Source organism: Burkholderia sp. Tr-20390 (genome assembly GCF_017104595.1).
GTDB lineage: Bacteria > Pseudomonadota > Gammaproteobacteria > Burkholderiales > Burkholderiaceae > Burkholderia.
In genome coordinates this window covers 1-24,022 of sequence record NZ_JAAGPC010000127.1, presented here as the reverse complement: position 1 = coordinate 24,022, position 24,022 = coordinate 1, and the positions used below count along the sequence as shown (strand labels likewise).

The 24,022-nt window shown below is 68.2% G+C and carries 20 protein-coding genes, 2 pseudogenes and 1 riboswitch; of the genes and pseudogenes, 14 read left to right on the top strand and 8 right to left on the bottom strand.

Annotation, left to right across the window (positions count from 1 at the left end; all coding sequences use genetic code 11):
• The 6 genes and pseudogenes from G3N98_RS27660 to G3N98_RS27635 form a co-directional block, all read left to right on the top strand.
• Positions 1-340, top strand: a pseudogene (locus G3N98_RS27660) (MCP methyltransferase); the annotation flags it as partial.
• A 45-nt stretch (positions 341-385) separates the two neighbouring features.
• Positions 386-1,093, top strand: a complete 708-nt coding sequence (locus G3N98_RS27655; RefSeq protein ID WP_175236994.1) for a chemotaxis protein CheW — start codon at positions 386-388, stop codon at positions 1,091-1,093.
• Complete coding sequence (locus G3N98_RS27650) at positions 1,090-3,402, top strand: hybrid sensor histidine kinase/response regulator (protein ID WP_206149836.1); 2,313 nt, start codon at positions 1,090-1,092, stop codon at positions 3,400-3,402. The genes G3N98_RS27655 and G3N98_RS27650 overlap by 4 nt, the downstream gene beginning before the upstream one ends.
• On the top strand, positions 3,399-4,418 hold the full coding sequence (locus tag G3N98_RS27645) for a chemotaxis response regulator protein-glutamate methylesterase (protein ID WP_089474381.1): 1,020 nt from the start codon (positions 3,399-3,401) through the stop codon (positions 4,416-4,418). The genes G3N98_RS27650 and G3N98_RS27645 overlap by 4 nt, the downstream gene beginning before the upstream one ends.
• Before the next feature lie 71 nt (positions 4,419-4,489).
• Positions 4,490-4,596: riboswitch (Fluoride riboswitch) on the top strand.
• A 79-nt stretch (positions 4,597-4,675) separates the two neighbouring features.
• Entirely contained in the window at positions 4,676-5,917 is a 1,242-nt protein-coding gene (locus tag G3N98_RS27640) for a voltage-gated chloride channel family protein (protein WP_089474382.1), read from the top strand.
• An 88-nt stretch (positions 5,918-6,005) separates the two neighbouring features.
• Positions 6,006-6,584 (top strand): hypothetical protein, encoded by a 579-nt coding sequence (locus G3N98_RS27635; protein ID WP_179257716.1) that lies wholly within the window; start codon positions 6,006-6,008, stop codon positions 6,582-6,584.
• Positions 6,585-6,598: 14 nt separating this feature from the next.
• On the opposite strand, the gene G3N98_RS27630 is transcribed toward G3N98_RS27635, so the two are convergent.
• On the bottom strand, positions 6,599-7,312 hold the full coding sequence (locus G3N98_RS27630) for a riboflavin synthase subunit alpha (protein WP_206149834.1): 714 nt from the start codon (positions 7,310-7,312) through the stop codon (positions 6,599-6,601).
• Between the two features lie 187 nt (positions 7,313-7,499).
• Between G3N98_RS27630 and G3N98_RS27625 the strand changes: the two genes are divergently transcribed.
• Positions 7,500-8,471 carry a phosphatase PAP2 family protein gene (locus G3N98_RS27625; protein ID WP_206149832.1) on the top strand — a complete coding sequence of 324 codons (972 nt, stop codon included), beginning with the start codon at positions 7,500-7,502 and terminating at the stop codon, positions 8,469-8,471.
• Between the two features lie 80 nt (positions 8,472-8,551).
• On the opposite strand, the gene G3N98_RS27620 is transcribed toward G3N98_RS27625, so the two are convergent.
• Positions 8,552-10,414 carry an ABC transporter ATP-binding protein gene (locus tag G3N98_RS27620; RefSeq protein WP_206149830.1) on the bottom strand — a complete coding sequence of 621 codons (1,863 nt, stop codon included), beginning with the start codon at positions 10,412-10,414 and terminating at the stop codon, positions 8,552-8,554.
• Between the two features lie 489 nt (positions 10,415-10,903).
• Between G3N98_RS27620 and G3N98_RS27615 the strand changes: the two genes are divergently transcribed.
• Positions 10,904-11,785: a Dyp-type peroxidase gene (locus G3N98_RS27615; RefSeq protein ID WP_089432335.1), complete on the top strand. Its 882-nt coding sequence runs from the start codon at positions 10,904-10,906 to the stop codon at positions 11,783-11,785.
• A 102-nt stretch (positions 11,786-11,887) separates the two neighbouring features.
• Here G3N98_RS27615 and G3N98_RS27610 read toward each other — a convergent pair whose 3' ends face one another.
• Positions 11,888-12,289: an OsmC family protein gene (locus G3N98_RS27610; RefSeq protein ID WP_011355890.1), complete on the bottom strand. Its 402-nt coding sequence runs from the start codon at positions 12,287-12,289 to the stop codon at positions 11,888-11,890.
• Positions 12,290-12,384: 95 nt separating this feature from the next.
• Complete coding sequence (locus G3N98_RS27605) at positions 12,385-13,308, bottom strand: LysR family transcriptional regulator (RefSeq protein ID WP_206149828.1); 924 nt, start codon at positions 13,306-13,308, stop codon at positions 12,385-12,387.
• A gap of 497 nt (positions 13,309-13,805) precedes the next feature.
• Between G3N98_RS27605 and G3N98_RS27600 the strand changes: the two are divergent.
• From G3N98_RS27600 to G3N98_RS27575, 6 genes and pseudogenes are all read left to right on the top strand, one after another.
• Positions 13,806-14,855: pseudogene (locus G3N98_RS27600) on the top strand (helix-turn-helix domain-containing protein); the annotation flags it as partial.
• Positions 14,807-16,123 (top strand): Nramp family divalent metal transporter, encoded by a 1,317-nt coding sequence (locus tag G3N98_RS27595; RefSeq protein WP_175237005.1) that lies wholly within the window; start codon positions 14,807-14,809, stop codon positions 16,121-16,123. The pseudogene G3N98_RS27600 and the gene G3N98_RS27595, both read left to right, overlap by 49 nt.
• Before the next feature lie 81 nt (positions 16,124-16,204).
• Positions 16,205-16,795, top strand: a complete 591-nt coding sequence (locus G3N98_RS27590; protein ID WP_089428059.1) for a phosphatase PAP2 family protein — start codon at positions 16,205-16,207, stop codon at positions 16,793-16,795.
• A 464-nt stretch (positions 16,796-17,259) separates the two neighbouring features.
• On the top strand, positions 17,260-18,048 hold the full coding sequence (locus G3N98_RS27585; RefSeq protein WP_089474391.1) for an SDR family oxidoreductase: 789 nt from the start codon (positions 17,260-17,262) through the stop codon (positions 18,046-18,048).
• A 37-nt stretch (positions 18,049-18,085) separates the two neighbouring features.
• The gene (locus G3N98_RS27580) at positions 18,086-19,102 is read left to right on the top strand and encodes an NADP-dependent oxidoreductase (protein WP_206149823.1); all 1,017 of its coding nucleotides are present in this window, start codon (positions 18,086-18,088) and stop codon (positions 19,100-19,102) included.
• Positions 19,103-19,310: 208 nt separating this feature from the next.
• Positions 19,311-19,826: a thioesterase gene (locus G3N98_RS27575; protein WP_206149821.1), complete on the top strand. Its 516-nt coding sequence runs from the start codon at positions 19,311-19,313 to the stop codon at positions 19,824-19,826.
• Between the two features lie 43 nt (positions 19,827-19,869).
• Here G3N98_RS27575 and G3N98_RS27570 read toward each other — a convergent pair whose 3' ends face one another.
• The 4 genes from G3N98_RS27570 to G3N98_RS27555 all read right to left on the bottom strand — a co-directional run.
• Positions 19,870-20,922 carry an AI-2E family transporter gene (locus G3N98_RS27570; RefSeq protein ID WP_089428055.1) on the bottom strand — a complete coding sequence of 351 codons (1,053 nt, stop codon included), beginning with the start codon at positions 20,920-20,922 and terminating at the stop codon, positions 19,870-19,872.
• 236 nt (positions 20,923-21,158) lie between these two features.
• Positions 21,159-21,743 (bottom strand): YSC84-related protein, encoded by a 585-nt coding sequence (locus G3N98_RS27565; protein WP_089428054.1) that lies wholly within the window; start codon positions 21,741-21,743, stop codon positions 21,159-21,161.
• 64 nt (positions 21,744-21,807) lie between these two features.
• Positions 21,808-22,194, bottom strand: coding sequence for a DUF883 family protein (locus tag G3N98_RS27560; RefSeq protein ID WP_089428053.1), 387 nt, complete (start codon positions 22,192-22,194; stop codon positions 21,808-21,810).
• Positions 22,195-22,479: 285 nt separating this feature from the next.
• Positions 22,480-24,022, bottom strand: a 1,543-nt coding sequence (locus G3N98_RS27555) for an ExeM/NucH family extracellular endonuclease (RefSeq protein ID WP_206149819.1), incomplete at its 5' end; no start/stop codon positions are given.

The window sequence follows — 24,022 nt, the reverse complement described above, 5'->3', positions numbered from 1 at the left end:
CGAACCGGCCGCGTCGCTCGCCCAGGTTGCGGAGCGCGCCGCGCCGACGCTGGAAGATGCGCAGGCGCTGGCGAATGCCGGCGCGTTCGACGAGGCCGAGCGCGTGCTCGCGCAGTTCTCGGCGCGCGTCGGGCCGCATGCCGATGCGTTCTACCTGAACGGGCTGATCGCGGACGCGCGCGGACGCGCCGCGGAAGCCGGCGACTTCTACCGGAAGGCGCTGTACCTGCGGCCCACGCACCACGAGGCGCTGACCCATCTCGCGACGCTGCTCGACGTCGGCGGCGATCGTGCGGGCGCGCAATGGCTGCTCGAGCGCGCACGGCGCTCGGCCGGCTGACAAGACGATGGGTTGGGACCGACACCGCGATGACCAGAGGAATCCATGAACCGCGCCGCCGCTGCCATTGACGAGACGACGATCGACGTCGACGATTGCTGGAACCGGATCGGCACGCGCGGCGACCGCACGTGCGAGCGGCTGAACGACTGCCTGCGCTGCCTGAACTGCCCGGTGTACGCGTATCACGCGGCGAAGCTGCTCGAGCGCCCGCTCGACAGTGCCGAGATGGCCGACACCACGCGCCGGATGAGCGCGCCCGGCGCGCCGCACGTGCACGACGCCGATGCCGATACGCATCACGCGGCGCTGGCGTTCCGCGTGGCCGACGAATGGCTCGCGCTGCCGATCGGCGTGCTGCGCGAGATCGCCGGCACGCGCCCGATTCATTCGCTGCCGCATCGCCGCCATTCGGCCGTGCGCGGCGTGGTCAACATCCGCGGCACGCTGCGCATCGCGATCTCGATCGGCGCGCTGCTCGGCCTCGATGCCGGCAAGGGCGGCAACGGCGGTGACGACGGCCGCTTCACGCGGCTGCTGGTGGCGGCGCACCAGGGCGAGCCGGTCGTGTTTCCGGTCGACGAAGTCGAGGGCGTGCTGCGCTTCGGCGCCGCCGACTGGGTGCCCGTGCCGGCGACGGTCGGGCGCGCGAGCGCCGGCCTGTCGCGCGGCGTGCTGTCGTGGCGCGGCAAGTCGGTGGGCCTGCTCGACGACGACCGTCTGTTCGACGCAGTCACACGGAGCATGCGATGAGCGGCGATGACGACCTGAGCCACCTGTCGCTGCTCGAGCTGTATCGCGAGGAGACGCGCACGCAGACCCAGGCGCTGTCCGAGCGGCTGCTCGCACTCGAATCGGGCGAACCCGATTCCGTCGCGCTCGAGGCATGCATGCGCGCCGCGCATTCGCTGAAGGGCGCCGCGCGCATCGTCGGCGTGCCGCTCGGCGTCGATATCGCGGGGCGGATGGAAGAGTGCTTCGTCGCCGCGCAGGCCGGCACGATCGCGCTGACGGCCACGCACGTCGACGTGCTGCTGGCGGGCGTCGATCTGCTGGTGCGCGTCGGCGATCCGCAGGGGCAGCCCGTCACGCAGACGGAGATCGACGTGTTCGCGGCGGCACTGACCGGCGCCGACGGCGCGCAGACGATGCAGGCGGCGGCCGCGGCCCCGCCGCCGCCGGTGCCGCCGTCGATCGTCCCGTTTCGGGAGCACGACGGCGCCGCGAACGAACCCGTCGGGGCCAGCGCTGCGGTGCCCCCGCTCGCCGTATCGGGCGGCGTGCCCGATCCGGCCCAGGCCGGCCGCGTGGCCGGCGCCGGCGCGATGCGTCGCGTGCGTGCGGATACGCTGAACCGGCTGCTGAGCCTGTCCGGCGAATCGCTGGTCGAATCGCGCTGGCTCAAGCCGTTCGCGGAATCGATGCTGCGCGTGAAGCGCGCCCAGCGCGACGCGGCCCGGTCGCTCGATTTGATGTACGAACAATTCGCCGACGATCTCGACGCGGGCATGCTCGCGTCGATGAACGAAGTGCGGCACATGCTCAACGACCTGCAGCGTTCGCTCGCCGAGCGCATGGACGAATTCGACCGCTTCGAGCGGCGCAGCACGCATATTGCCGAGCAGCTGTACGACGAAGCGCTGCAGTGCCGGATGCGGCCGTTCGGCGACGCGACGCGCGCGTATCCGCGCATCGTCCGCGATCTCGCGCGCTCGCTCGGCAAGCAGGTGCGTTTCTCGATCGTCGGCGAGGGTACGCAGGTCGACCGCGACATCCTCGACCTGCTCGACGCGCCGCTCGGCCACCTGCTGCGCAACGCGATCGACCACGGTGTCGATTCGCCGGACGCACGGCGTGCGCGCGGCAAGCCGGCCGAGGCGAGCGTGACGCTGGAGGCGCGCCACAGCGCCGGCTCGCTGCTGGTCAGCGTGATCGACGACGGGCCTGGTGTGGACATGGACGCGCTGCGCGCGGCCGTCGTGCGCCAGCGCCTGACCGACGACGAGACCGCCGCGCGGCTGTCCGATCCGGAACTGCTCGAATTCCTGCTGCTGCCGGGCTTCTCGATGCGCGATGCGGTGACCGACGTGTCGGGCCGCGGCGTCGGGCTCGACGCGGTGCAGGAGATGGTGCGCGGCGTGCGCGGCGCGGTGCGGATCTTCAATGAGCCGGGCGCGGGCATGCGTTTCGTGCTGCAGTTGCCGCTCACGCTGTCGGTGATCCGCAGCCTGCTCGTCGAAGTGGGCGGCGAGCCGTATGCGTTTCCGCTCGCGCACGTGCGCCGCACGCTCGAACTCGCGCACGACGATATCGACGTGCTCGAAGGGCAGCCGCATTTCCCGTTCGACGGCCGGCGCGCGGGCCTCGTCGCCGCGCACCAGTTGCTGGACGCGGGCGAGCCCGACGTCGCGCGCACGAGCACGGCGGTCGTGGTCGTCGGCGCGGAGCCCGAGTTGTACGGCGTCGCGGTCGACCGCTTCCTCGGCGAGCGGATGCTCGTCGTGCAGCCGCTCGACAGCCGCCTGCACAAGATCCAGAACATCGCGGCCGGCGCGTTGCTCGAGAACGGCGACCCGGTGCTGATCGTCGACGTCGAGGACCTGATCCGCTCGGTCGACAAGCTCGTGCGCGGCGGGCAGCTCGCGCGGCTCACGCGTGATCCGCAACTTGCGCTCGCCGACCGGCGCCGCCGCGTGCTCGTCGTCGACGATTCGCTGACGGTGCGCGAGCTCGAACGCAAGCTGCTCGAAAAGCGCGGCTACGACGTGACGGTCGCGGTCGACGGGATGGAAGGCTGGAACGCGGTGCGCAGCGACGGGTTCGATCTCGTCGTCACGGACGTCGACATGCCGCGCATGGACGGCATCGAGCTCGTCACGCTGATCAAGGGCGATCCGATGCTCAAGCGCGTGCCGGTGATGATCGTGTCGTACAAGGATCGCGACGAGGATCGCCGTCGCGGGCTCGATGCGGGCGCCGACTACTACCTCGCGAAGAGCAGCTTCCACGACGAGGCGTTGCTCGACGCCGTGCACGACCTGATCGGGGACGCGCGCGCATGAACATCGGCATCGTCAACGACCTGCCGCTGGCCGTGGAGGCGCTGCGCCGCGTGATCGCGCTGCGCGCGGACCACCGCGTGCTGTGGGTCGCGACCGACGGCGACGAGGCGGTGGATTTCTGCGTCGCGCATCCGCCCGATGTCGTGCTGATGGATCTCGTGATGCCTAAGGTCGACGGCGTCGCCGCGACGCGCCGGATCATGGCGCGCGCGCCGTGCGCGATCCTGATCGTGACGGCGAGCGTCAGCGCGAACACGTCGTCGGTGTACGAGGCGATGGGGGCCGGTGCGCTCGATGCGGTCGACACGCCGACGCTCGCGCTCGGGCTGTCGACGGACGCGTCGCCGCAGGCGCTGCTCGCGAAGATCGACCAGATCGGCCGGCTGCTCGAAAGCCGCACCGCGGCGCTCGTGCCGCCGGGGCCGGCGCCCGAGCGCGGCCAGCCGACGCTCGTCGCGATCGGTGCGTCGGCGGGCGGGCCGACCGCGCTGACCGCGCTGCTGCGGGCGCTGCCGGGTGATTTTCCGGCGGCGATCGTGATCGTCCAGCACGTCGACCAGGCGTTCGCGCTCGGGATGGCCGAGTGGCTCGACGGCTATACGCGGCTGCCGGTGCGCGTCGCGCGGCAGGGCAGCATGCCGCAGGCCGGCGAGGTGCTGCTCGCGGCGACCAACGATCACCTGACCCTGTCGCCGCGCGGCGTGCTCGGCTATACGCGGCATCCGGTCGAGACGCCGTACCGGCCGTCGATCGACGTGTTCTTCAACAGCGTCGCCGACGGCTGGCAGGGCGAGGCGTTCGGCGTGCTGCTGACGGGCATGGGGCGCGACGGCGCGCTCGGCCTGAAGGCGATGCGCGCGAAGGGCTGCTACACGATCGCGCAGGACGAGGCGACCAGCGCCGTCTACGGGATGCCGAAGGCGGCCGCGGCGATCGGCGCGGCGTCGGCGATCCTGCCGCTCGAGCGGATCGCGCCCCAACTGATCTCGCGCATCGCGCGTCCGCTGCGCGACTGACGGCGCCGAGGGGTGCGCGCGGTGCCGTGCCGTGGCCACGTTGCGGGCGGCGCGGGGCGTCGCGTACAATGGCGGCCAGCGGAGATGGCATGCCTCCCTGCGGTCGTATCCGGCGCGTTGTTGCGCACGGTGCGGCCCTCAACCGCCGGTTCGCCCGGCTGATGATGCCTGCGTGTTCCTGGGTCGTCAGGAGGTCGCAGGCCGTCCATGCGGGTTTCTGCCGCCCAGGTTTTGATGTTCCGTCGAATCTGGAAATCATGTTCTTCACGACTTCTGCCGATCTTCTCGCGACCGTGCGCTATGTGTGCCGCTGGCTCGCGCTCTCGGCCCTGCTCGGCACGCTGGCCGGCACGGCTTCCGCCCTGTTCCTGATCGCGCTCGACTGGGCGACCGGCACGCGCGTCGCGCATCCGTGGCTGCTGTGGGGGCTGCCGGCCGCCGGTTTCGCAACCGGCTGGATCTACCATCGCTTCGGCCAGTCCGTCGCGCGCGGCAACAACCTGCTGATCGACGAGATTCACGACCCGAAGGCGCTGGTGCCGAAGCGGATGGCGCCGCTCGTGCTCGTCGCGACCGTCGTCACACACCTGTTCGGCGGCTCGGCCGGCCGCGAGGGTACGGCCGTGCAGATGGGCGGCGCGCTCGCCGATCGCATCACGCAGGTGTTCCGTCTCGATCGCGAACATCGCCGCGTGCTGCTGATGGGCGGCATCGCGGCCGGTTTCGCATCGGTGTTCGGCACGCCGCTCGCGGGCGCCGTGTTCGGGCTCGAGGTGCTCGCGATCGGACGCGTGCGGTACGACGCGCTGCTGACCTGCGTCGCCTCCGCGATCGTCGCGGATGTCGTCTGCCGCGCGTGGGGCGTGCATCACACGGCTTATGCGATTCCGTTCGTGCCGGCCGTGTCGGCGACGGGGCTGGCGGTGACGGTCGTCGCGGGCATCGCGTTCGGCATGGTCGGGCGGTTGTTCGCATTTGCGACCCATGCGCTGACCGCTTGGTTCAGACGCGTCGTCCGCTATGCGCCGCTGCAGCCGGTGCTCGGCGGCCTGCTGGTGGCGGCGGCCGCTACCGCGCTGAACGTGCCGCAGTATCTCGGCCTCGGCATCCCGACGATCGAGGCGGCGTTTCATGGCCCGCTGCCGCTCTACGATTTCGCGGGCAAGTTCGCGTTCACCGTCGTCACGCTCGCGTCGGGGTTCAAGGGCGGCGAAGTGACGCCGCTGTTCTACATCGGCGCGACGCTCGGCAACGCGCTCGGCCAGGTGCTGGCATTGCCGGTGCCCGTGCTCGCGGGGCTCGGCTTCGTCGCGGTGTTCGCCGGCGCGGCCAATACGCCGATCGCGTCGACGATCATGGCGATCGAACTGTTCGGCGCGGATATCGGCGTGTATGCGATTGTCGCGTGTGTCGTCGCGTATCTGTTCTCGGGGCACGCGGGGATCTATCGCGCGCAGCGGGTGGCGGTGGGGAAGGGCGCGCAGGTGGAGGTGGAGTGAGCGGGAGAAAGCATGACCACTGCTCATCTCCGTCAATCGTGCACCGATGCCATTGACCGAATTCCGAAAACCCACCAGGGAGCACCCAATGACGCTGGAAGACTTTCTGATCGAAGCGCGGCGCCTCGCCAGGCCATCCCGTCAATACCGCTTCGCGGAAGACGGCGAACCCGTCACCGGCTACTGGCATGGCGTCGAGGCGGGCGCGTTGTGCGTTTCCGTCGAGCGCGACGGCACATGGCTGAACGTGTATCTCGACGCGGACGGCGCATCGGGCCGCGTGGAAACCGCCGCGCAACCCGATCGGTCCGAACGCCCGCTGTGCCGATCCGACGCGATATCGCTCCCGCCGATCGAAGCGGTGTTCCGCTTCGGCTCTGCCGCGATCGACACCTATCTTGGCGCACACGGCTGGCAACGCGACTGGGGATTCAACAGCAACTTCAAGGGCACCGCGGCGCACGACTACGAGCGGGAGTGGATGGCGCAATGCCCGCTGTACACGGGCGGGGTGGTCGCCGTCGCGGGCGGGTGGAACATGCCCTGGCCCGACGACGACGAACGGGTCGACCTCGATCTCGTCCTCTGGACGTTCGAGGAATCGGAGCCGTGGATCGAGGTGTTTTCCGACGGCAGCCGGTACTCGGTGATCCAGCGGATCACCTAGCTTCCCGGCATCCGTTACTGCTTCGGCAGCTTCGCGACATGCCGCGCCAGCAGTTCCTCGATATCGATGCCTTTTTCTGCCAGCAACGCGGTGACGACACCGTTCAGTTCGCCGAGCGTCTCCTTGACCGCTTCCCGGATCGTATCGACGACCACCTGCGTGCTGCGCTCGATCTCGATGTTGACCGTGTCGTTGACGCCCTTCGCATCGAAGGTCGTCGCGCGGCGCGTTTCGGGAATCAGCCAGACATCGAACCAGCCTTCGTCGCGGTTGACGTCGGACACCGTCAGGCTGCAGCCGTTGATCGCGATATAACCCTTCGCGAACACATACCGCTTGAATGCCTCCGGCACGCCGATGCGCACCATCCGGTTGTGTTCGGACATCGCGATGTGCCGGATGGTCCCGGTGAAATCCACGTGGCCGGACAGCGGATGCCCGCCGATCTCCGCGCCGTCCTTCGCGGCCCGCTCCACGTTGATGTGCGATCCCGTCGTGAGATCGGCCAGCGTCGTGATTCGCAGGCTCGGCAGCATCACGTCGAAGTCGATCAGCTCCGGCGAATGGATGGTCGTCACCGTCAGGCAGACGCCGTCGACCGACACGCTCGCGCCGATCTCGATGTCGTCGGTAAACCGCTCCGGGAATTCGATGCTGAAGGTTCTCAGTTCGCCGTGATCCTTGATGGCCTTGATGACGCCAACACCCTGAACAATGCCTGTAAACATGGTCTGCCTTTCGTCGCAAATTGCCTAGCCGGTATGATAAGTGATCCGGAGAGGGGGTGTCGGGGCCGTATGGGGCGGCGTCGCCTGACGGACGGCGGCGTATCATTCTCTAGCAGCTCGCTGGAATACGGCGCGAAGCCGCGGCGAGCGATTGCGAGGGTCGGCAGAAAAGAACGAGAAAAGGGGTATGTCGAACAATATGCGGAAAATCTACGTGACCGCGTGGCTGGTGACCATCATTCTGATAATCGTCGACGTGATCTGGGCATGCCGCGTCGATTTCCGGATTGCGAAGGGCAGTCTGGTGCAAAGCGCCCAAGTGCTGTCCGCCGTCCTCGCCGTCACCGTCGCGTCCAGACTCGCATCGCGCCCATCATACAAAGTGCCGGCCAGAAAGGCGTTCTACGAGAATGTCGCGCAATCGATGCAGTGGATCGCGTTGATGTCGGTATTCATGCATGCCGGCGCGCTCCTTCAGTATCTGGCCGTAGCAACCGATCTGCCGCTCGTGAGTGATGCGCTGGTATCGATCGATGCCGCGCTCGGATTTCACTGGCTGCAAACGTATGGATGGGTGATGGCAAATCCGGGTTGGCATGCCGTGCTCCAATTCGCGTATGCATCCGGCAGTGTCCAGCTTCTTGCGATCCCGATCATCCTTACGCTGACGTCGAACTCGAAAGACTACGCCGAGTTTACGGTGCAATTTATCGTCGCAGTCGTCGTGTCGATCCTGATTGCTGCCTGGCTGCCGGCCGAGAGTGCGTTTCTCCACTTCGACGTTCGCGATCCCGGAACGATTTCCACCGTATCGGACTTCGCGCCGTTGCGGAGCGGAGTCGTCCGGGAACTGGCATTCGCGTCGTCCCAGGGGCTCATTTCCTTTCCGTCGCTTCACACGATCCTTGCGCTGTGCTTCGCGTATTCGCTGCGGCATGTGTGCTTCGTCTTCCCGGTCGGCATCGTGCTGAACGGCATGATGATCGTGTCGACGCCGACGCAGGGCGGGCATTACCTGTGCGATGTGTTGTCGGGGATCGTGATCGGCGTACTGCTGATTTATCTCGTTCGCAAGTGGTTTGCCAGCCAGCGTACGGTGGAACGCGTGGCGCCCCGCAACGAAGCCGATGACGGACGCACCGGACTGGTGAATTCCTGACGATCGCATCGATGTCCCGTGCAGCGCATCAGGGCGCGCGGTGGCGGTGTGCCGCGCGCCCTGATGCGATGGGGTTTCCGTCAAGCCTCCGCCGGCTCCCCTAGCGGGCCGGCGTCTCCGTTCACCATGCGTCGCGGCGTATCGATCAAACCCTTCGCAAGCTCCAGCGCCTGCCGCTCGAACAGCCGGCGATAGATGCCGCCGTCGATCCGGATCAGCGCATCGTGGCTGCCTTCCTCGATCACCTTGCCGCGATCGAGCACCAGCAGCCGGTCGAGCGCGCGCACGGTCGACAGCCGGTGCGCGACCACGAGCGTCGTGCGGCCGACCATCAGCCGCTCCATCGCCTGCTGGATCAGCAGCTCGCTTTCGCTGTCGAGGCTCGACGTGGCTTCGTCGAGGATCAGGATCGGCGCATCGGCGAGGAACGCGCGTGCGATCGCGACCCGCTGGCGTTCGCCGCCCGACAGCTTGATCCCGCGTTCGCCGACGAGCGTGTCATAGCCGTCCGGCAGCATGGCGATGAAGTCGTGCGCGCTGGCGAGCCGCGCGGCGCGCTCGATGTCGGCCCGGCTTGCATCGGGGCGCGCATACGCGATGTTCTCGGCCAGCGTGCGGTGGAACAGCACGGGCTCCTGCTGGACGATCGCGATCTGGCTGCGCAGCGAATCCTGCCTGACCTGCGCGATGTCCTGGCCGTCGATCGTGATGCGGCCGCCCGACACGTCGTACAGGCGCTGGATCAGCTTGATGAACGACGTCTTGCCCGACCCCGAGTGGCCGACGAGGCCCACGCGCTCGCCCGGCGCGATCCGCATCGAGAAATCGTCGTACAGCGGCACCGGATGGTTGTCGTAGCGGAACGTCACGTGCTCGAAGCGGATCTCGCCTTGCCCGATCCGGATCGCCGGCGCGCCGGGACGATCATCGATGCCGAGCGGCTGGCGTTCGAGCGCGACGAGTTCCTCCATGTCGTTCACCGAGCGCTGCAGGTTGCGGATGTGCATGCCGACGTCGCGCAGGTAGCCCTGCAGCATGAAGAACATCGTCAGCGCGAACGCGATGTCGCCGACGCTTGCTTCATCGTTCACCCACAGCCGCAGCGCGACGCCGATCATCGCGGCCTGCATCGCGACGAGCATCGCGCCCTGCAACCCGCCGTTCAACGTGCCGCGCACCCAAGTGCGGCGCGTGCGTTGCCGCCACTTGCCGATCACGCGCGCGAGCCGCGCTTCCTCGCGCGTTTCCGCGCCGAACGCCTTGACGACCGCGTTGCAGCTTACGGCATCGGCGAGCGCGCCGCCCATGCGCGTGTCCCACAGGTTGCCGAGCCGCGCGGCGGGCGCGACGATGCCGAGCGACACGGCCACCGTCACCGTGATGTACAGCAGCGAACCCGCGCCGACGACGAGCCCCATCACGGGCCAGTGCGTGCCGAGCAGCACGGTGGCGCCGACGAGCATCGTGACCGACGGCAGCAGCGCGATCAGCACGGTGTCGTTCAGCAGGTCGAGCGCCCAGATGCCGCGCGTGATCTTGCGCACGGTCGAGCCCGCGAAGCTGTTCGCGTGCCAGTCGGTCGAGAAGCGCTGCACGCGATGGAACGACGCGGCCGCGATCTCGCTCATCATCTTCAACGTGAGCGTGATGATGTTCAGGTAGACGCCTTGCCGCAGCACCGTCGCGCCGAGCCCGAGCGCCGCGAGCGTGCCGAACGCGACGAGGGCCGCATGCCACGCGGCGGCGCGGTCGGTCAGGCCGGTCGACAGCGCGTCGACGAGGCGACCGGCGAACAGCGGCGTGAGCACGTCGGCGAGCGCGGCGAGCAGTGCAAGGCTCGCGACCGTCGCGGTGCGCGCCGGCTGCTTGCGCCAGTAGCGGAAGGTAAAGCCGAAGACGGCCTGGAATGCCTGGCCGCCCAGATGGGAGGTTTTTCTGGTCATTTATCGTTGCCCGGCGCATCGCGCGACGGGACTTTCCGGTTCGGAGAGCATCGAAAACGCAACAGCCGGGCCGCGCGAACATCGCGGGCGGAAAACGAAACGGGCTGTCGGGAAACGGCGCGGCTGACGGGTTAGCGGAAAACTCGGGAGCCGGCGCGGACGGCGGGCTGGATCAGCTGCGCCGTGGGACCACGTTCGGGAAGGTGGCTGGCATTCGGAACATCTGCACCTCCCCTGAAGTGAACGGTTGAAAGGACGCCGAAAAGACGTGAAAAGATTCTATCAGCAGAGAAGGGCGCGCCGCAACGTCTGACGAATGCGGCGTTGCAGCGTCGATACGTTAGTATTCAGGGTTTCGGCCCTTCTTTTGCGGCCTTTCCCCAGTGCGGCAGCGCAAGGGCCGGCACGCGCGTCGATTGCGCTTCGGCGTCTGCGGCGCATGTTGCCGCAGTCCGCGCAGATTCACCACGATACATTCCTGAGGAAACGATGAGCGACGTTCAGCAAGGCATCCTGACCCCGATCGATTCGGCGGCCCGATACCTCACTTTCACGATGTCGAATGACGGCAATGTGGCCGCGGCGCTGGCCGCGCTGCGCGAGATCGTCGACGGACGCGACACGGTGGTCGGGTTCGGGCATGCGCTGGCGGCGCACCTCGGGCACCCGGTGCCGGGCCTGACCGAATTCCCGGCGTTCGCGGTGAAGGACCGCACGCTGCCGGCGACGCCGGCCGACGTGTGGGTCTGGCTGCGCGGCGACGATCGCGGCGAGCTCGTGCTGCGTGCGCGGGCGATCGAACGTGCGCTGGCGCCGGCGTTTGCGTTGCAGGATGCGGTCGACGGTTTCCGCTATTCGAACGATCGCGACCTGTCCGGCTACGAGGACGGCACGGAGAACCCGGAAGGCGACGACGCGGTGGCCGCGGCGATCGTGACCGGGCAGGGCGCGGGGCTCGACGGGGCGAGCTTCGTCGCGGTCCAGCAATGGCTGCACGACTTCGACCAGATGGAGCGCATTCCGTCGGGCGACATGGACAACATCGTCGGGCGCCGCCGCTCGGACAACGAAGAACTCGACGACGCACCCGAGTTCGCGCACGTGAAGCGCACCGCGCAGGAAAGCTTCGAACCCGAGGCGTTCATGCTGCGCCGCTCGTCGCCGTGGTCGGACGCGCGTCGCGCGGGCCTCTACTTCGTCGCGTTCGGCTGCTCGTTCCGCGCGTTCGACGTGCAGATGCGCCGGATGAGCGGCGCGGAGGACGGGATCGTCGACGGCCTGTTCCGCTTCACGCGGCCGCTGACGGGCGCGTATTTCTGGTGTCCGCCGCTGAAGGACGGCAAGCTCGACCTGTCCGCGCTCGGTCTGTAAGCGCCTGACGGGTTCGACGAAGCGGGGGGCCGCGCATCGTGCGCGGCCCCCCGTTTCTTTTGGCGCGGCGATCGTGTGCCGTGTGCTTTCGTGCGTGGCGTGTCAGTTCAACGTCGTGTCGATCCGCGTGCCGCGCTTGATGAACTGCGTGACCGGCGTTTTCTCGCAGATTTCGGCCAGGCGCTGGCGTTGCGCTTCATCGAGCGGGCCGTCGAGCGTCACGACGCGGCGCACGTATTGCGTGCCGTCGCGATCGGCATGCAGTTCGGTGCGCACGTCGATGCGCGTGGCCGGCCACGTCTTGCGCTGCATGTACATGCGCAGCGTCGCGGCCGTGCATTGCGCGAGGCCGGCCAGCACGAACTCGTACGGCGCCGGCCCGCGGTCCTGGCCGCCTTCGCGGGGCGCTTCGTCGCCGGTCAACGCGTGCGTGCCGGCCTGCAGCTGGACGACGTAGTCGGGTGCATCGGCGTCGAGGACGGCGGCGGCATGGATGAGCGACATGGCAAGTCTCCGGTCAGCGGAAAGTGAGAAAACGGAAGAGGGTGACGCGCAGCCGTCAGCATACCGCCCCGATCGGGACGGCGTGCGCCGCGCGGCTAGGCGTCGGTGACGCCGGCGCTGCTGCGCACGAGTGCGGCGATACGTTCGCGCACCCACTGGTGCGCGCGATCGGCGTCGCGCGATTCGTGCCAGTACGCGAGGAGCGGGAACGGCTTGAGCCGCAACGGCAGCGGCCGCACGACGATCGGCAGCAGCGCGGCCATCCGCACCGCATAGGTGTGCGGCAGCGTGACCAGCAGGTTGCCGGTCGCGGCGATCTGGCAGGCGGCGAAATAGTGCTGGCAGGTGAGCCGGATATCGCGGAAACGGCCGTCGTTGCCGAGCAGCACGTCGAGCGATTGCGGCTCGCCGAGCGACGACACCGCGACGTGCCGCGCCGCGAAATAGTCGCCGCGCCGCAGCGGTTCGTGCGCAAGCGGATGATCGTAGCGCAGCGCGACGACGAGCGAATCGTCGAGCAGGTGGCCGGTGGCGATGCGCGGGCCGGTCGGCACGCGGCGATCGACGGCGAGATCGAGATTGCCCGATGCGAGTTCGCGCTCGATGTCGGCCACCGCGATGCGGCGGCTCACGAGCCGCAGGCCCGGCGCTTCGTCGGCGAACGCGGCGACGATCCGCGGCAGCGCGATCGATTCCAGCACGTCGCGAATGCCGACCGCGATGCTCAGGTCGAGCGTCGCGGGATCGAATGCCGACGGTGCGCGCGCGGTGCCTTGCAGGCCCTTCAGGTGCAACTGCACGTCCGCGATGATCGTGCGCGTGCGTTCGGTTGCGACGACGCGGTTGCCCTGCCGCACGAACAGCGGATCGTCGAAATGCGCGCGCAGCCGGTTGAGCGCATGCGTGACGGCCGGCTGCGTGAGGTGCAGCGCGCGGGCGGCCGCGCCGATGCCGCCATGCACGTAGACGGCGTCGAGCACGCGAAACAGGTTCAGGTCGAGACGGTGATCGGCGGGCACGGGGCGCGGGTGGCGTGGTGAAGGGTGGACCGATTCTAAAGGATGCGCAGGCAACGGATACGGCGGGCTTTCCTGCGTGACGATCGCAGGCACGGGATACGAATCGATATCATTTGAGCCGATATTCGGTTGTGCATTTATCCGGATATCCGACGCAATAAGTCGCAATGAAATGCGCGGATTGCGACATACACAATCGTAATAATGGGCAATATCGGTCCGGGCAATTCCACACTGGGCCGCCAGCAAACCGCGACAGCCTGTAGTAATCCGCCATCATGCTGTCCACGTCGGCCATTTCGCGCCAAAGGCGCGACCCGTTCGGCTAAGATGCCGTCGCTTCATATTTCGGGATAGCCGTCCTGTCGCACGCATTCAAACCAAATATAAGCCTGACAGTTCGACGGTATTAGAAGAAGTCGAACAAGTCGGGGGCTTGGCCAGTGAATGCAGCAGATCAGAGATGGGTCGTTATCTATTTGAGTACGGGATTTTCGTTGGCCCAGGCCGCGCGTCTTGGCGAGGCTTTCAACCTGGCGAATCGCCTGCACGCCTACAGTGCTGACTACCAGTTGAAGTACGTATCCGAAAGCGGGGGGCTGGTGCAGTCGTCCTCCGGCGTGAGCATCGCGGCCGATCCGCTCGGTGACGAGCACGGCCGCCGCGCGCTCGCGTTCTTTCATCTTCACGGTGACCGCGCGGTCGTCAACTGGGACGACGCATTGCAGCGTCGCCTCTCTGACATTCGCCGTCATGCGCGCTGGATCGTCGACGGGATGGACCTGCCCACGCTCGCGGCCATGCAGCGTCCGTCGGCGGCGCTCGACGGGCGGCCCGGCCGGGGCGGGCGACGGGTCGCCGCGACGGTCGAGCTGCAGGCCGGCGAAACCGACGCGTTCGCCGCCGTGCTCGACATGTTCCGCGTCGAGCTCGGCGACATTGCCGCGCAGGAGATCGCCAGCAACTTGCTGCGGCCGGTCGAGCAGCGCTATGCGCAGTCGATGTGGGCCTTTCGCGAGCTGAGCGCGAGCCCGTCGATCCGGATGTCGGCGCAGCGGTTGCGCGCGCAGAGCGTGAACCGCATCTCGATCGCGAACGCGGCCCAGGCCGCCGCGATGAGCGAGCGCAACTTCCTGCGGCGCTTCAAGAAGGAAATCGGCGTGACGCCGACCGAATTCGTCCAGCACGTGCGGCTCGAGCGCGCCTGCCACATGCTGGTCCACACGACGCTGCCGGCCGACAAGGTCGCGCGCCGCACCGGGTTCGGCAGCGGCGAGCGGCTCGCGAAGCTGTTTCGCCAGCGCATGCTGATGTCGCCGACCGAATTTCGCATCTCCGAGCGCGAAAGGATCCTCACCCGTGGCGCGCGGCCGGCCGACGCGGGCGAGGGGGCCGGCGACGGCACCGAGGGGCATCGCGCCGCGTGAGAGGCCGCGCGGGAGAAAATCGGGCGGATACCCGTAGAATCGTCCTGTCCCGATCTCGAGCCCCGGTTTCCATGTCCTTCCTCCCCACCACCGCCACCGCGCCTTTCTGCCCGTCGGAAGTCAAGGGCAGCATCACGATCGATGCCGGCGCGCCGCGCTGGCAGAAGCTCAAGCGCTTCTTCGGCCCCGGCCTGCTGGTCGCGATCGGCTACATGGATCCCGGCAACTGGGCGACCGACATCCAGGCCGGCTCGCAGTTCGGCTATTCGCTGCTGTGGGTCGTCGCGTTCTCGAGCCTCGCGGCGATCTTCCTGCAGATGCTCGCGGCGCGGCTCGGCCTCGTCGCCGGCAGGGATCTCGCGCAGGCCAGCTACGACCGCTATGGCCGGTTCGGCCGTATCGTGCAGTGGGTGACCGCCGAAGTGTCGATCATCGCGTGCGACATCGCGGAAGTCCTCGGCTGCGCGCTCGCGTTCAAGCTGCTGCTCGGCGTGCCGCTCGCGTGGGGGATCGTGCTGACCGCGCTCGACACGGTGATCGTGCTCGGCCTGCAGGGCAAGGGGTTCCGGCAGATCGAGGCGATCGTGCTCGCGCTGATCGCGACGATGGCGTTCTGCTTCGTCGCGCAGGTCGCGATCACGCCGCCCGACTGGCACGCGGTGGTCGGCGGGCTGGTGCCGGGCGATCCGGGCCACGACCGCAAGGACGCGATCGTGCTCGCGCTCGGCATCGTCGGCGCGACGATCATGCCGCACAACCTGTACCTGCATTCGTCGGTCGTGCAGACACGGCACGTGGTCGGCGGCGCGCGCGGGATGATCCGCGACACGCTCGCGCTGGTGCGCATCGATACCTGCGTGTCGCTGTTCGTCGCGATGCTCGTCAACGCGGCGATCCTGGTCGTCGCGGGCGCGGCCTTCCATGCGACGGGCCAGCACAACGTGACCGACATCGAGCAGGCCTACCACCTGATTACGCCGATCGCCGGCGGCGCGGCGGCACTGCTGTTCGGCATCGCGCTGCTCGCGTCGGGGCAGAGCTCGACGCTGACCGGCACGATCGCCGGCCAGGTGATCATGGACGGCTTCCTGCATACGAAGATCCCGTGCTACCAGCGCCGGCTGATCACGCGCGGGCTCGCGCTCGTGCCGGCGCTGATCGGCGTGCTGTGGCTTGGCGACAGCTCGGTGGGGCAGCTGCTCGTGTGGAGCCAGGTGCTGCTGAGCCTGCAGCTGCCGTTCGCGATGTGGCCGCTGATCCGCTCGGTCAGCGATCGCAACATGATGGGCGAGCACACGATCGGGCGCGGGATGCAGATTGCCGCATGGGCGCTGTTCGCCGTCATCACCGGCACGAACCTGCTGCTGATTACCGGTGTCGCGGGCTGATACAGGCTGACACAGGCTGACACAGTCGCGCGGCGCGCATGCGGTAAACTGCGGCCTTTCGATCGTCGTCCGAAGTCCGTTATGTGGAGTGAAATCAGCAACATCGGCGATGCCGCGCTGACCTTGCCGATCGCGCTGACCTGCGCGGCGTGGCTCGCGCTGACCGATTGGCGCCTCGCCGTCCGCTGGGGCGTGCTGCTTGCCGCCGGCATGGGCCTCGTCGGCGCCACCAAGATCCTCTATGCCGGGTGCGGCATCGAGCTGCCGCAATTCGATTTCCGCGTGATCAGCGGCCATACGATGCTGTCGACGTCCGTGTGGACCGTCGCGCTGTCCATGCTGTGGCAGGCGTTCCGGCCGGGCAAGGCGCCCGGCATCGCGGCCGGGCTGGCCGTCGGCGCGCTCACGGCCGTCGCGCGCGTGTTCGATCATTCGCACACCGTGCCGGAAGTGATCGTCGGCTGGATGCTCGGCGCGCTGGTCGCGCTGGTGTTCCTGCGCGGCTACGACAGCGCGCGGCAGCGTGCCTTCTCGCCGCGCGTCGCGGCCGTCTGCCTGCTGCTCGTGTCGGGCATCGCGTACGGGCACCGTGCGCCGTTCCAGCAGATGATCGACACCCATTCGCCGCAACTCTGCGCGTTCGTGCGCGCGCCGTCGGGCGACGGATTCTGACGGTAGGCGGTCGCGGCGCCCCGGCGCCGCGTTCTTGCCGCCGGCATTCGCCCGGCGGTGGCACGATTCCACCCCGTTCATCTTCGCGACCGCTTTCGCGTCTGCGCGGAACGCCGCGCTTCGTCATTGCCTGAATCAACCTGGCCGGTCTGCGTGATCCGCGGGTGCCGCTGGCCCGTACATGTGCGCCGACACGCCGAGGTCATGAACAGTACCTATGACTGGGCATAACGATTATTCATTTCATCGATTGGCGGCATTCGCGTACGCTGGCTGTCGTTCAACCGGGGCAGGCTGCCCGGCGCGTCCGGCACGCGTCAGGTTCGTCTCGATATACTCGTCGAAACCGTGCGGCGCCTCGTGATGTCGAGGCACGGTCGACCGGCCCGCGCCGGCCGGAACAGGCACGGCCCACCCGTCGCGGCAGCGTTCCGCGACGACGATTCACGATAGGAGCAGGTCACATGACAGTCGTTTCTTCGCGCCTTGCCGGCAAGTGCGCATACATCACGGGCGCCGCGGGCGGCCTCGGCCGCGCGATCGCGCGCCGGATGGTCGAGCAGGGCGCGCGCGTGTTCGTGACCGACATCGCCGACGCGGCGGTGCTCGACGCGTTCGCGCAGGAGCTCAACGCGGGACACGCGACGCCGGTCGCGTTTGCCGCGACGCAGGACGTGCGCGACGAAGCACGCTGGCAGGCGCTGCTTGCGCAGGCGGTCGATGTGATGGGTGGGCTGTCGGTGCTCGTCAACAACGCGGGCGTCGGCTCGATCGGCTCGCCCGCGCAGATCGAGCTGGACGAATGGCGGCGCGTGATGGCGATCAACGTCGAGAGCATCGTGCTCGGTTGCAAGCACGCGCTGTCGTATCTGGCTGAAAGCCATCCCGCATCGATCATCAACATCTCGTCGGTCGCCGCCTTCAAGGTCGAGCCGGATTTCACCGCGTACAACGCGTCGAAGGCGGCGGTCGCGTCGCTGACGAAGTCGGTCGCGATCGACTGCGCGCGCCGCGAGATCGACGTGCGCTGCAACTCGATTCACCCGGCGTTCATCCGCACGGGGATCGTCGAGCCGCTGTTCCAGTCGCTCGGCGAACGCGACGCGACGCGCAAGCTCGCACGCGGCATTCCGCTGCGCCGGCTCGGCGAGCCCGACGACGTCGCGCACGCGGCCGTGTATCTCGCGTCCGACGAGAGCCGCTTCGTGACGGCCGCCGAACTTGTGATCGACGGCGGCATGTGCGCGGTCTGACGCGCATCCCGAACCACTACGACCGGAGGAGAACATCGTGTCCACACCCGTGAACCGCCAATTGCTGCTGAAGACGCGCCCGGAAGGGCGGGTCGGCCGCGAACACTTTTCGCTCGTCGAGACGCCGGTGCCGGCGCTCGCGGACGGCGAGGTGCTCGTGCGCGTGCTGTATCTGTCGATGGACCCGACCAACCGCGTGTGGATGAGCGACGTGCCGCAGTACCTGCCGCCCGTCGCGATCGGCGAGGTGATGCGCGCGCTCGGCATCGGGCGCGTGGTGGCGTCGCGCAACGCGGGGTTCGCGGAAGGCGATCTCGTGCAGGGGCTCGTCGGCTGGCAGGACTACGCGATCGTGCCGGCCGACCAGGCCGCGCAGCTCGTGAAGCTGCCCGCGGAGTCGGGCCTGCCGCTGCCGACGCTGCTCGGCGCGTGCGGGATGAGCGGGCTGACCGCGTACTACGGGCTGACGGATATCGCGCCGGTGCAGCCGGGCGAGACGCTCGTGGTGTCGGCGGCGGCCGGCTCGGTCGGCTCGATCGCCGGGCAGATCGGCAAGATCCACGGCGCACGCGTGGTCGGCATCGCGGGCGGCGCGGACAAGTGCCGCTACCTGACCGAGACGCTCGGCTTCGACGCGGCCGTCGACTACAAGGCCGACGATTTCCGTCAGCAGCTGAAGGCGGCGACGCCGGACGGTGTGCACGTGAACTTCGAAAACGTCGGCGGCGAGGTGATGCGCGCGGTGCTGTCGCGGATGGTGATCGGCGGGCGCGTCGCGCTGTGCGGCGTGATCTCGAACTACAACAGCGGGCGCGCGGCGGACGACGTCGGCGTGCTGATCTCGAAGCGGCTGACGATGCGCGGCTTCCTGATCCTCGACTATCGCAAGAGCCGTGAAGCCGTGCAGACGCTCGCGGGCTGGCTGCGCGACGGCCGGCTCAAGGCCGAGGAGACGGTTGCGGACGGCCTCGAGAATGCGCCCGACGTGCTGAATCGCCTGTTCGACGGCGACCATCGCGGCAAGCTCGTGCTGCGCGTCGATCCCGGCGCGTGACCGGCCCGTCGTGCAGCGTGCGATGCCGTTCGTACGCTGCCGCGAGCGGGTGCCGAACGCGGTGCGTTCGAACGGCCGGGCTTTAGTTTCGGACTAGTCCCATATCTTGTCCGGACGTCTCTCCCTAAAGTGATTGCCAGCAGACAGGCGGCGTGACCGACGCGTCACGCCGCCTTTTTTTCTGGTCACGCGGAAGAGGAGAGGGAACATGCGAAACGACGCGAAGCGGGCGGCATCGGTGGCGATGCGCAATCGAACGGTGCGGTGCGCCGGTGCCGTGCGGCAGATCGCAATCGGGCTTGGCGTGGCGTTCGCGATGTCGAATGCGATGGCGGCCGGGCATGCCGCGTCGGACGGCATCGTACGATTCACGGGCGCGCTCGTCGATCTCTACGACGTGACGCTCGACGCACCGGCGGGCGAGGTGGTCGAAGGTCGAGCGGTGGCGAACGGCGGGGCGGCGGCAACACTGCGATTCGATGCCCATGGCCGGCGTTTGCCGGGCGCCCAGGTGGCGCTGGTCGGGCCCGACGGTGCGCCGTTCTCGCCCGATGTCGCTTCGCGCGTGCGTGCGACGTGGCGCGACGCGCACGGCGATCGAAGCGTGCCGCTGGTGTCGGGCCGCACGTATCGCGTCGGTCCGTATGGCGGCGTGATGTCGCTGGCGGCGGATGAAGCAACGGGCGCCGAGGCGCCCGTCGTGATCCGCATTCGCCATCCATGACGGCGCGTGCCGGCAGGTGCGTGGCACGCGGCCACGCGATGCGTCATTCGCCCTGTTCGGATCGTGCGTAGATGTCCCAGCTCGCCATGAACAGCGCGGCGACGAGCGGCCCGATCACGAAGCCGTTGATGCCGAACAGTGCCATCCCGCCGAGCGTCGAGATCAGCACGACCCAGTCGGGCATCTTCGTGTCCTTGCCGACGAGGATCGGGCGCAGCAGGTTGTCGACGAGGCCGATCACGCCCACGCAGAACGCGACGAGGATCACGCACTTCCAGACCGCGCCGATCATCAGGAAGTAGAGCGCGGCCGGCACCCAGACGAGGCTCGCGCCGATCGCGGGCAGCAGCGACAGGAACGCCATCAGCGCGCCCCACAGCACGACGCCCTCGATCCCGAGGATCCAGAAGATCAGGCCGCCGAGCGCGCCCTGCACGAGCGCGACCGCGATGTTGCCCTTCACCGTCGCGCGCACGACGGTCGTGAACTTCGCGAGCAGCAGGTTCTTGTGCTCCTCGTCGAGCGGCAGCGCGCGGCGCACGCGGCGGCCGATCTCGCCGCCGTCGCGCAGCAGGAAGAACACCATGTACAGCATCACGCCGAAGCTCACGACGAACTGGAACGTGTTCTGGCCGATGCTGAGCGCCTGGGTGGCCGCGAACTGGCTGATTTGCGCGGCGCCGTCGGTCAGCTTCTTCTGGATGCCCGGGATGTTGGTCAGCCCGTATTTCTGCAGCAGGTTCTGGATCGACGTCGGCAGCGCGTGAATGATGTCGTGGAAATACTGCGAATAGTTCGGCTGGGCGTCCTTGAGTTCCTGGTACACGTACGCGATTTCCTGCACGAGCGTCGCGGCGACGAACACGAGCGGCAGGATCACGATCAGGACGATCAGCGACAGCGTCACGAGCGCGGCCAGGTTGCGCCGCTTGCCGAAGCGTGCGGCGAGCCAGCGCTGCACGGGCTGGAACAGGATCGCGAGAATGGTGCCCCAGAACACGGCTCCGGAAAACGGCGCGAGGATCCAGCAGAGTCCGACGGTGACCGCGGCCAGCAGGAAATAGAAGAATTTTTGGTGGTCGTGTCCGCTTTCCATGGATGACGTTCGCGCAGATTGATGCGTGGTTTGATTGAATCTCGTTGCCCCGCGCGCGATCGGTTCTCGATCGTCACGGGTTCGCGGCGAAATGCGACGCAGGGCGGCCCGAAGCGGAGTATGCCCGCAAAGGCGCCGCCATCATAGCCGCTGCGCGCGGCCCATGCGAAAACGCCGCGGCCGGGGCCGCGGCGCTGCCGGGAAGCAAACGCGGCGCGATGCCGCGTGCCGCATCGTCAGATGTTGAGCTTCGTGACCTTGGTGCCGTTCACCGACAGGTCGCCCATCAGGCCCGCGTTGGTCAGGACCAGCACCTCGACCGGGGCGGTGGCGGTGTTGGAGTCGACCGCGCCATTCGCGCCGACCTTCACGACCGCGACCGACGCGTCGGCGCCCGCGGCCCAGCCTTCGGACTTGCGGAACGAGTCGAGCGCATCCTGCGTCATGAACAGGAACACGATCGCCTTCGACTGCGCGCCGGCCTGCAAGCCGACCGACAGCGACGACGTGTTGTAGTAGCCGACCGTGCTGCCGCCGACGCGCAGCGCGCCGTTGCCGGACTGGCCGCCGACAATGAAGCCGGCCTGCAGCACGTTCGGGAACACGAGCACGCCTCGCGATTTCGCGACGAGTTCACGCGAACCCGGCACCGTCGAATAGAGGCGCGACAGCGTCGCGTTGACGCTGGCGTCGATCGACTGGCGCTTCGACGCGCTGGCCGCGGCGCCTTCCGGTTTGTCCGGGGTGGTCGTGCAACCGGCGAGCGCGAGGCTGCCGAGCAGGACGGCGGCGGCGGCTTTCATGGCAAAGGTCTTCTGCATGGCGTTTCTCCTTCGTTTGTCTGATTGAGGACGGACGGGGCGGGCGCGTGGCGGCCGGCTCCGCTCAACGGCGGGCAAGGAGCAGGCCCGCAACGAACGCGAGGCCGGCGACGACGCCGGCGGTTTGCCACGGGTTGTCTTGCACGACCTGCGACACGCGTTCGGCCGAATCGCGCAGCCGGGCGGCCGCGCTGCCCGACGCATGGTCGAGTGCGCCGCGCGCTTCATCCAGCTTGGATTGCACGCGCTTGCGCAGCGCGGCGATATCGCCGTCGCCGTCGTTTTTCAGCAGATCTTCCAGTTCGTCGACCAGCCCGCGCAGATCGTCGGTGACGTCGTCATGCAGGTCGCGGGCGGCCGAGCGCGTCGTGCGTCCCACGCGCCGGCCCGTGCGACGGATGTCGGACAGGCCGCGGTCCAGCTTGTGTTCGATCGAGTCGGTGAGCGCCATGGTGTTTATCCTCCTTCGATTCAAGGCAAATTTGAAGATAAGACGAATCCCAGCAACCTGTGTGATTCACTTGGCCCGATTTTGTTTCGAGACAAATTTTCAATTCGTCGGCAGGATTGCCGCGCAGCCCCGCCGCACGGGGCTGCGAGGCGATTGAAAAAAATTCGCATTCCGGGCAAAGCGGCGTATCGGGCTGCGGTACGCGGTGAAGGTCCGGTAAATATCGCGTCACCAGGGCCATCAGGTAAATAGTGCCGTTGCAGGCCTTGTGCTGATGCAAATGCACTAATCGACCGTTGGTCGAGGAGCATGGTTCGTGCCCGGGGCTGCCGACGTGCCGCCATCGCCAAGCGCGACGTCGATCACGACGGGATCGTGATCCGATGACCGGTACGCGTCGGGTGCGTAATAAATCGACCGTTGCGTGGCCGTTTTGTAATCAGGCAACGGTTGCAGCGCGACCGGCTCGTCGGCGTTGATGTGCCAGACGTGCACGGCCCTCACGCGCGCGGCGAGCGCCGGCGTGGCCAGCGCGTGGTCGAGGCTGCCCGCTTCGCCGCGAAATACGTAGCTGTACGCAGCATCGCCGACGAAGCGGGCCACCAGGTTCGCGTAGCCGCGCGATTCGAGCGCGCGCACCGGGTCTTCCTTCGCGTAGCTGTTCAGGTCGCCGATCAGCAGGACGCCATCGGCCGTGGTGCCGGTCGGCGACGTGGCGAGCCAGTCGGCGATGCGCGCGGCGGCTTGCGTGCGCGCCGCATTCCAGCAGCCCTGGCCGTCCGACTGGTCACGATCGGCGCCGGTCGCGTTCGGGCAGTTCTTCGATTTCAGGTGATTGACCGCGACCGTGAAGGCGCGCGTGCCGCCGGTGCGCCGGAATGTCTGTGCGAGCGGCGGGCGGTGCCGGCCGCCGAGTGCGACGGTCGCGGCGCGCCCGGCCGGCTCGACCGTGCGGCTGTCGTACAGCAGCGCGACTGCGATCGCATCGCGGCCGAGGCGCGCGGTGCCGGGCTCGACCGCGCGCCAGCCGGCGCCCAGTTGCGCGGCGAGACGGCGTACGGCGCTCGTTTCACCGTGGCCGTTGTTCGCGATTTCCATCAGCCCGATCACGTCGGCACGCAGCGCACGCAACGCCGCGACGATCTTCGCCTCCTGCCGCGCGAACGCGGCGGGCGTTTTTGCGCCGCGGTTGGCCGGGGCATCGAAACCGCCGCCACGCCCGTCGCCGTTGAAATAGTTGAATACGTTGAACGACACGATGCGCACATCGGCCTCCGGGTGCCGGGCCGGCGCCTCGGTGCGCGGGTTCGCGGCGGCATCGAACACCGGTGCCGCGCCGGCGACCGGTTGCAGCCGCCATGCGCCGTAGCGCAGTTCGAGCACGCCTTCGACGCCGCGCACCGTGTAGCCCGCGCGCAGCGTGTTGGCGGCGCTCAGCGCGGGCGGCGGATAGCGCACGGTCGCGGGATCGCGGCGGGTCGAGCCGTCGTCGAGCACGATGCGGTTGCGTGCGTTGGCGGTCGCGATCGCGGCGGCCTCGGCCGGCGGAGCGACGTGGGTCGGGATGCGCAGCCGGCCGTGGCTGAGGACGACGCTGCCGTAGCGGCCGAGTTCGTGGGTATCGCTGACCGTCAGCGTTTGCGGCAGGCGCACCCGCATGCCTTCAAGCGCGGCCAGCACCGCCGGGGTGGCGACGGGCAGCGTGAGCGTGGCAGGCGTGACCGTTTGCCCGCGGGCGCAGACGGTCACGCCGCCCGACAGCGTGAATTGCGTCCGGCCGTAGCGCTCGTCGACGCGGCCCGTGAGATGCACGCGATCGCCGGCCTGA

Bases quoted from the DNA above. Each gene is read 5' to 3' on its own strand.
- G3N98_RS27635 (WP_179257716.1), top strand. From the start codon at position 6,006: ATGACGCTGGAAGACTTTCTGATCGAAGCGCGGCGCCTCGCCAGGCCA.
- G3N98_RS27595 (WP_175237005.1), top strand. From the start codon at position 14,807: ATGTCCTTCCTCCCCACCACCGCCACCGCGCCTTTCTGCCCGTCGGAA.
- G3N98_RS27620 (WP_206149830.1), bottom strand. From the start codon at position 10,414: ATGACCAGAAAAACCTCCCATCTGGGCGGCCAGGCATTCCAGGCCGTC.
- G3N98_RS27575 (WP_206149821.1), top strand. From the start codon at position 19,311: ATGCGAAACGACGCGAAGCGGGCGGCATCGGTGGCGATGCGCAATCGA.
- G3N98_RS27655 (WP_175236994.1), top strand. From the start codon at position 386: ATGAACCGCGCCGCCGCTGCCATTGACGAGACGACGATCGACGTCGAC.
- G3N98_RS27585 (WP_089474391.1), top strand. From the start codon at position 17,260: ATGACAGTCGTTTCTTCGCGCCTTGCCGGCAAGTGCGCATACATCACG.
- G3N98_RS27625 (WP_206149832.1), top strand. From the start codon at position 7,500: ATGTCGAACAATATGCGGAAAATCTACGTGACCGCGTGGCTGGTGACC.
- G3N98_RS27565 (WP_089428054.1), bottom strand. From the start codon at position 21,743: ATGCAGAAGACCTTTGCCATGAAAGCCGCCGCCGCCGTCCTGCTCGGC.
- G3N98_RS27650 (WP_206149836.1), top strand. From the start codon at position 1,090: ATGAGCGGCGATGACGACCTGAGCCACCTGTCGCTGCTCGAGCTGTAT.
- G3N98_RS27630 (WP_206149834.1), bottom strand. From the start codon at position 7,312: ATGTTTACAGGCATTGTTCAGGGTGTTGGCGTCATCAAGGCCATCAAG.
- G3N98_RS27560 (WP_089428053.1), bottom strand. From the start codon at position 22,194: ATGGCGCTCACCGACTCGATCGAACACAAGCTGGACCGCGGCCTGTCC.
- G3N98_RS27590 (WP_089428059.1), top strand. From the start codon at position 16,205: ATGTGGAGTGAAATCAGCAACATCGGCGATGCCGCGCTGACCTTGCCG.
- G3N98_RS27610 (WP_011355890.1), bottom strand. From the start codon at position 12,289: ATGTCGCTCATCCATGCCGCCGCCGTCCTCGACGCCGATGCACCCGAC.
- G3N98_RS27645 (WP_089474381.1), top strand. From the start codon at position 3,399: ATGAACATCGGCATCGTCAACGACCTGCCGCTGGCCGTGGAGGCGCTG.
- G3N98_RS27570 (WP_089428055.1), bottom strand. From the start codon at position 20,922: ATGGAAAGCGGACACGACCACCAAAAATTCTTCTATTTCCTGCTGGCC.
- G3N98_RS27640 (WP_089474382.1), top strand. From the start codon at position 4,676: ATGTTCTTCACGACTTCTGCCGATCTTCTCGCGACCGTGCGCTATGTG.
- G3N98_RS27615 (WP_089432335.1), top strand. From the start codon at position 10,904: ATGAGCGACGTTCAGCAAGGCATCCTGACCCCGATCGATTCGGCGGCC.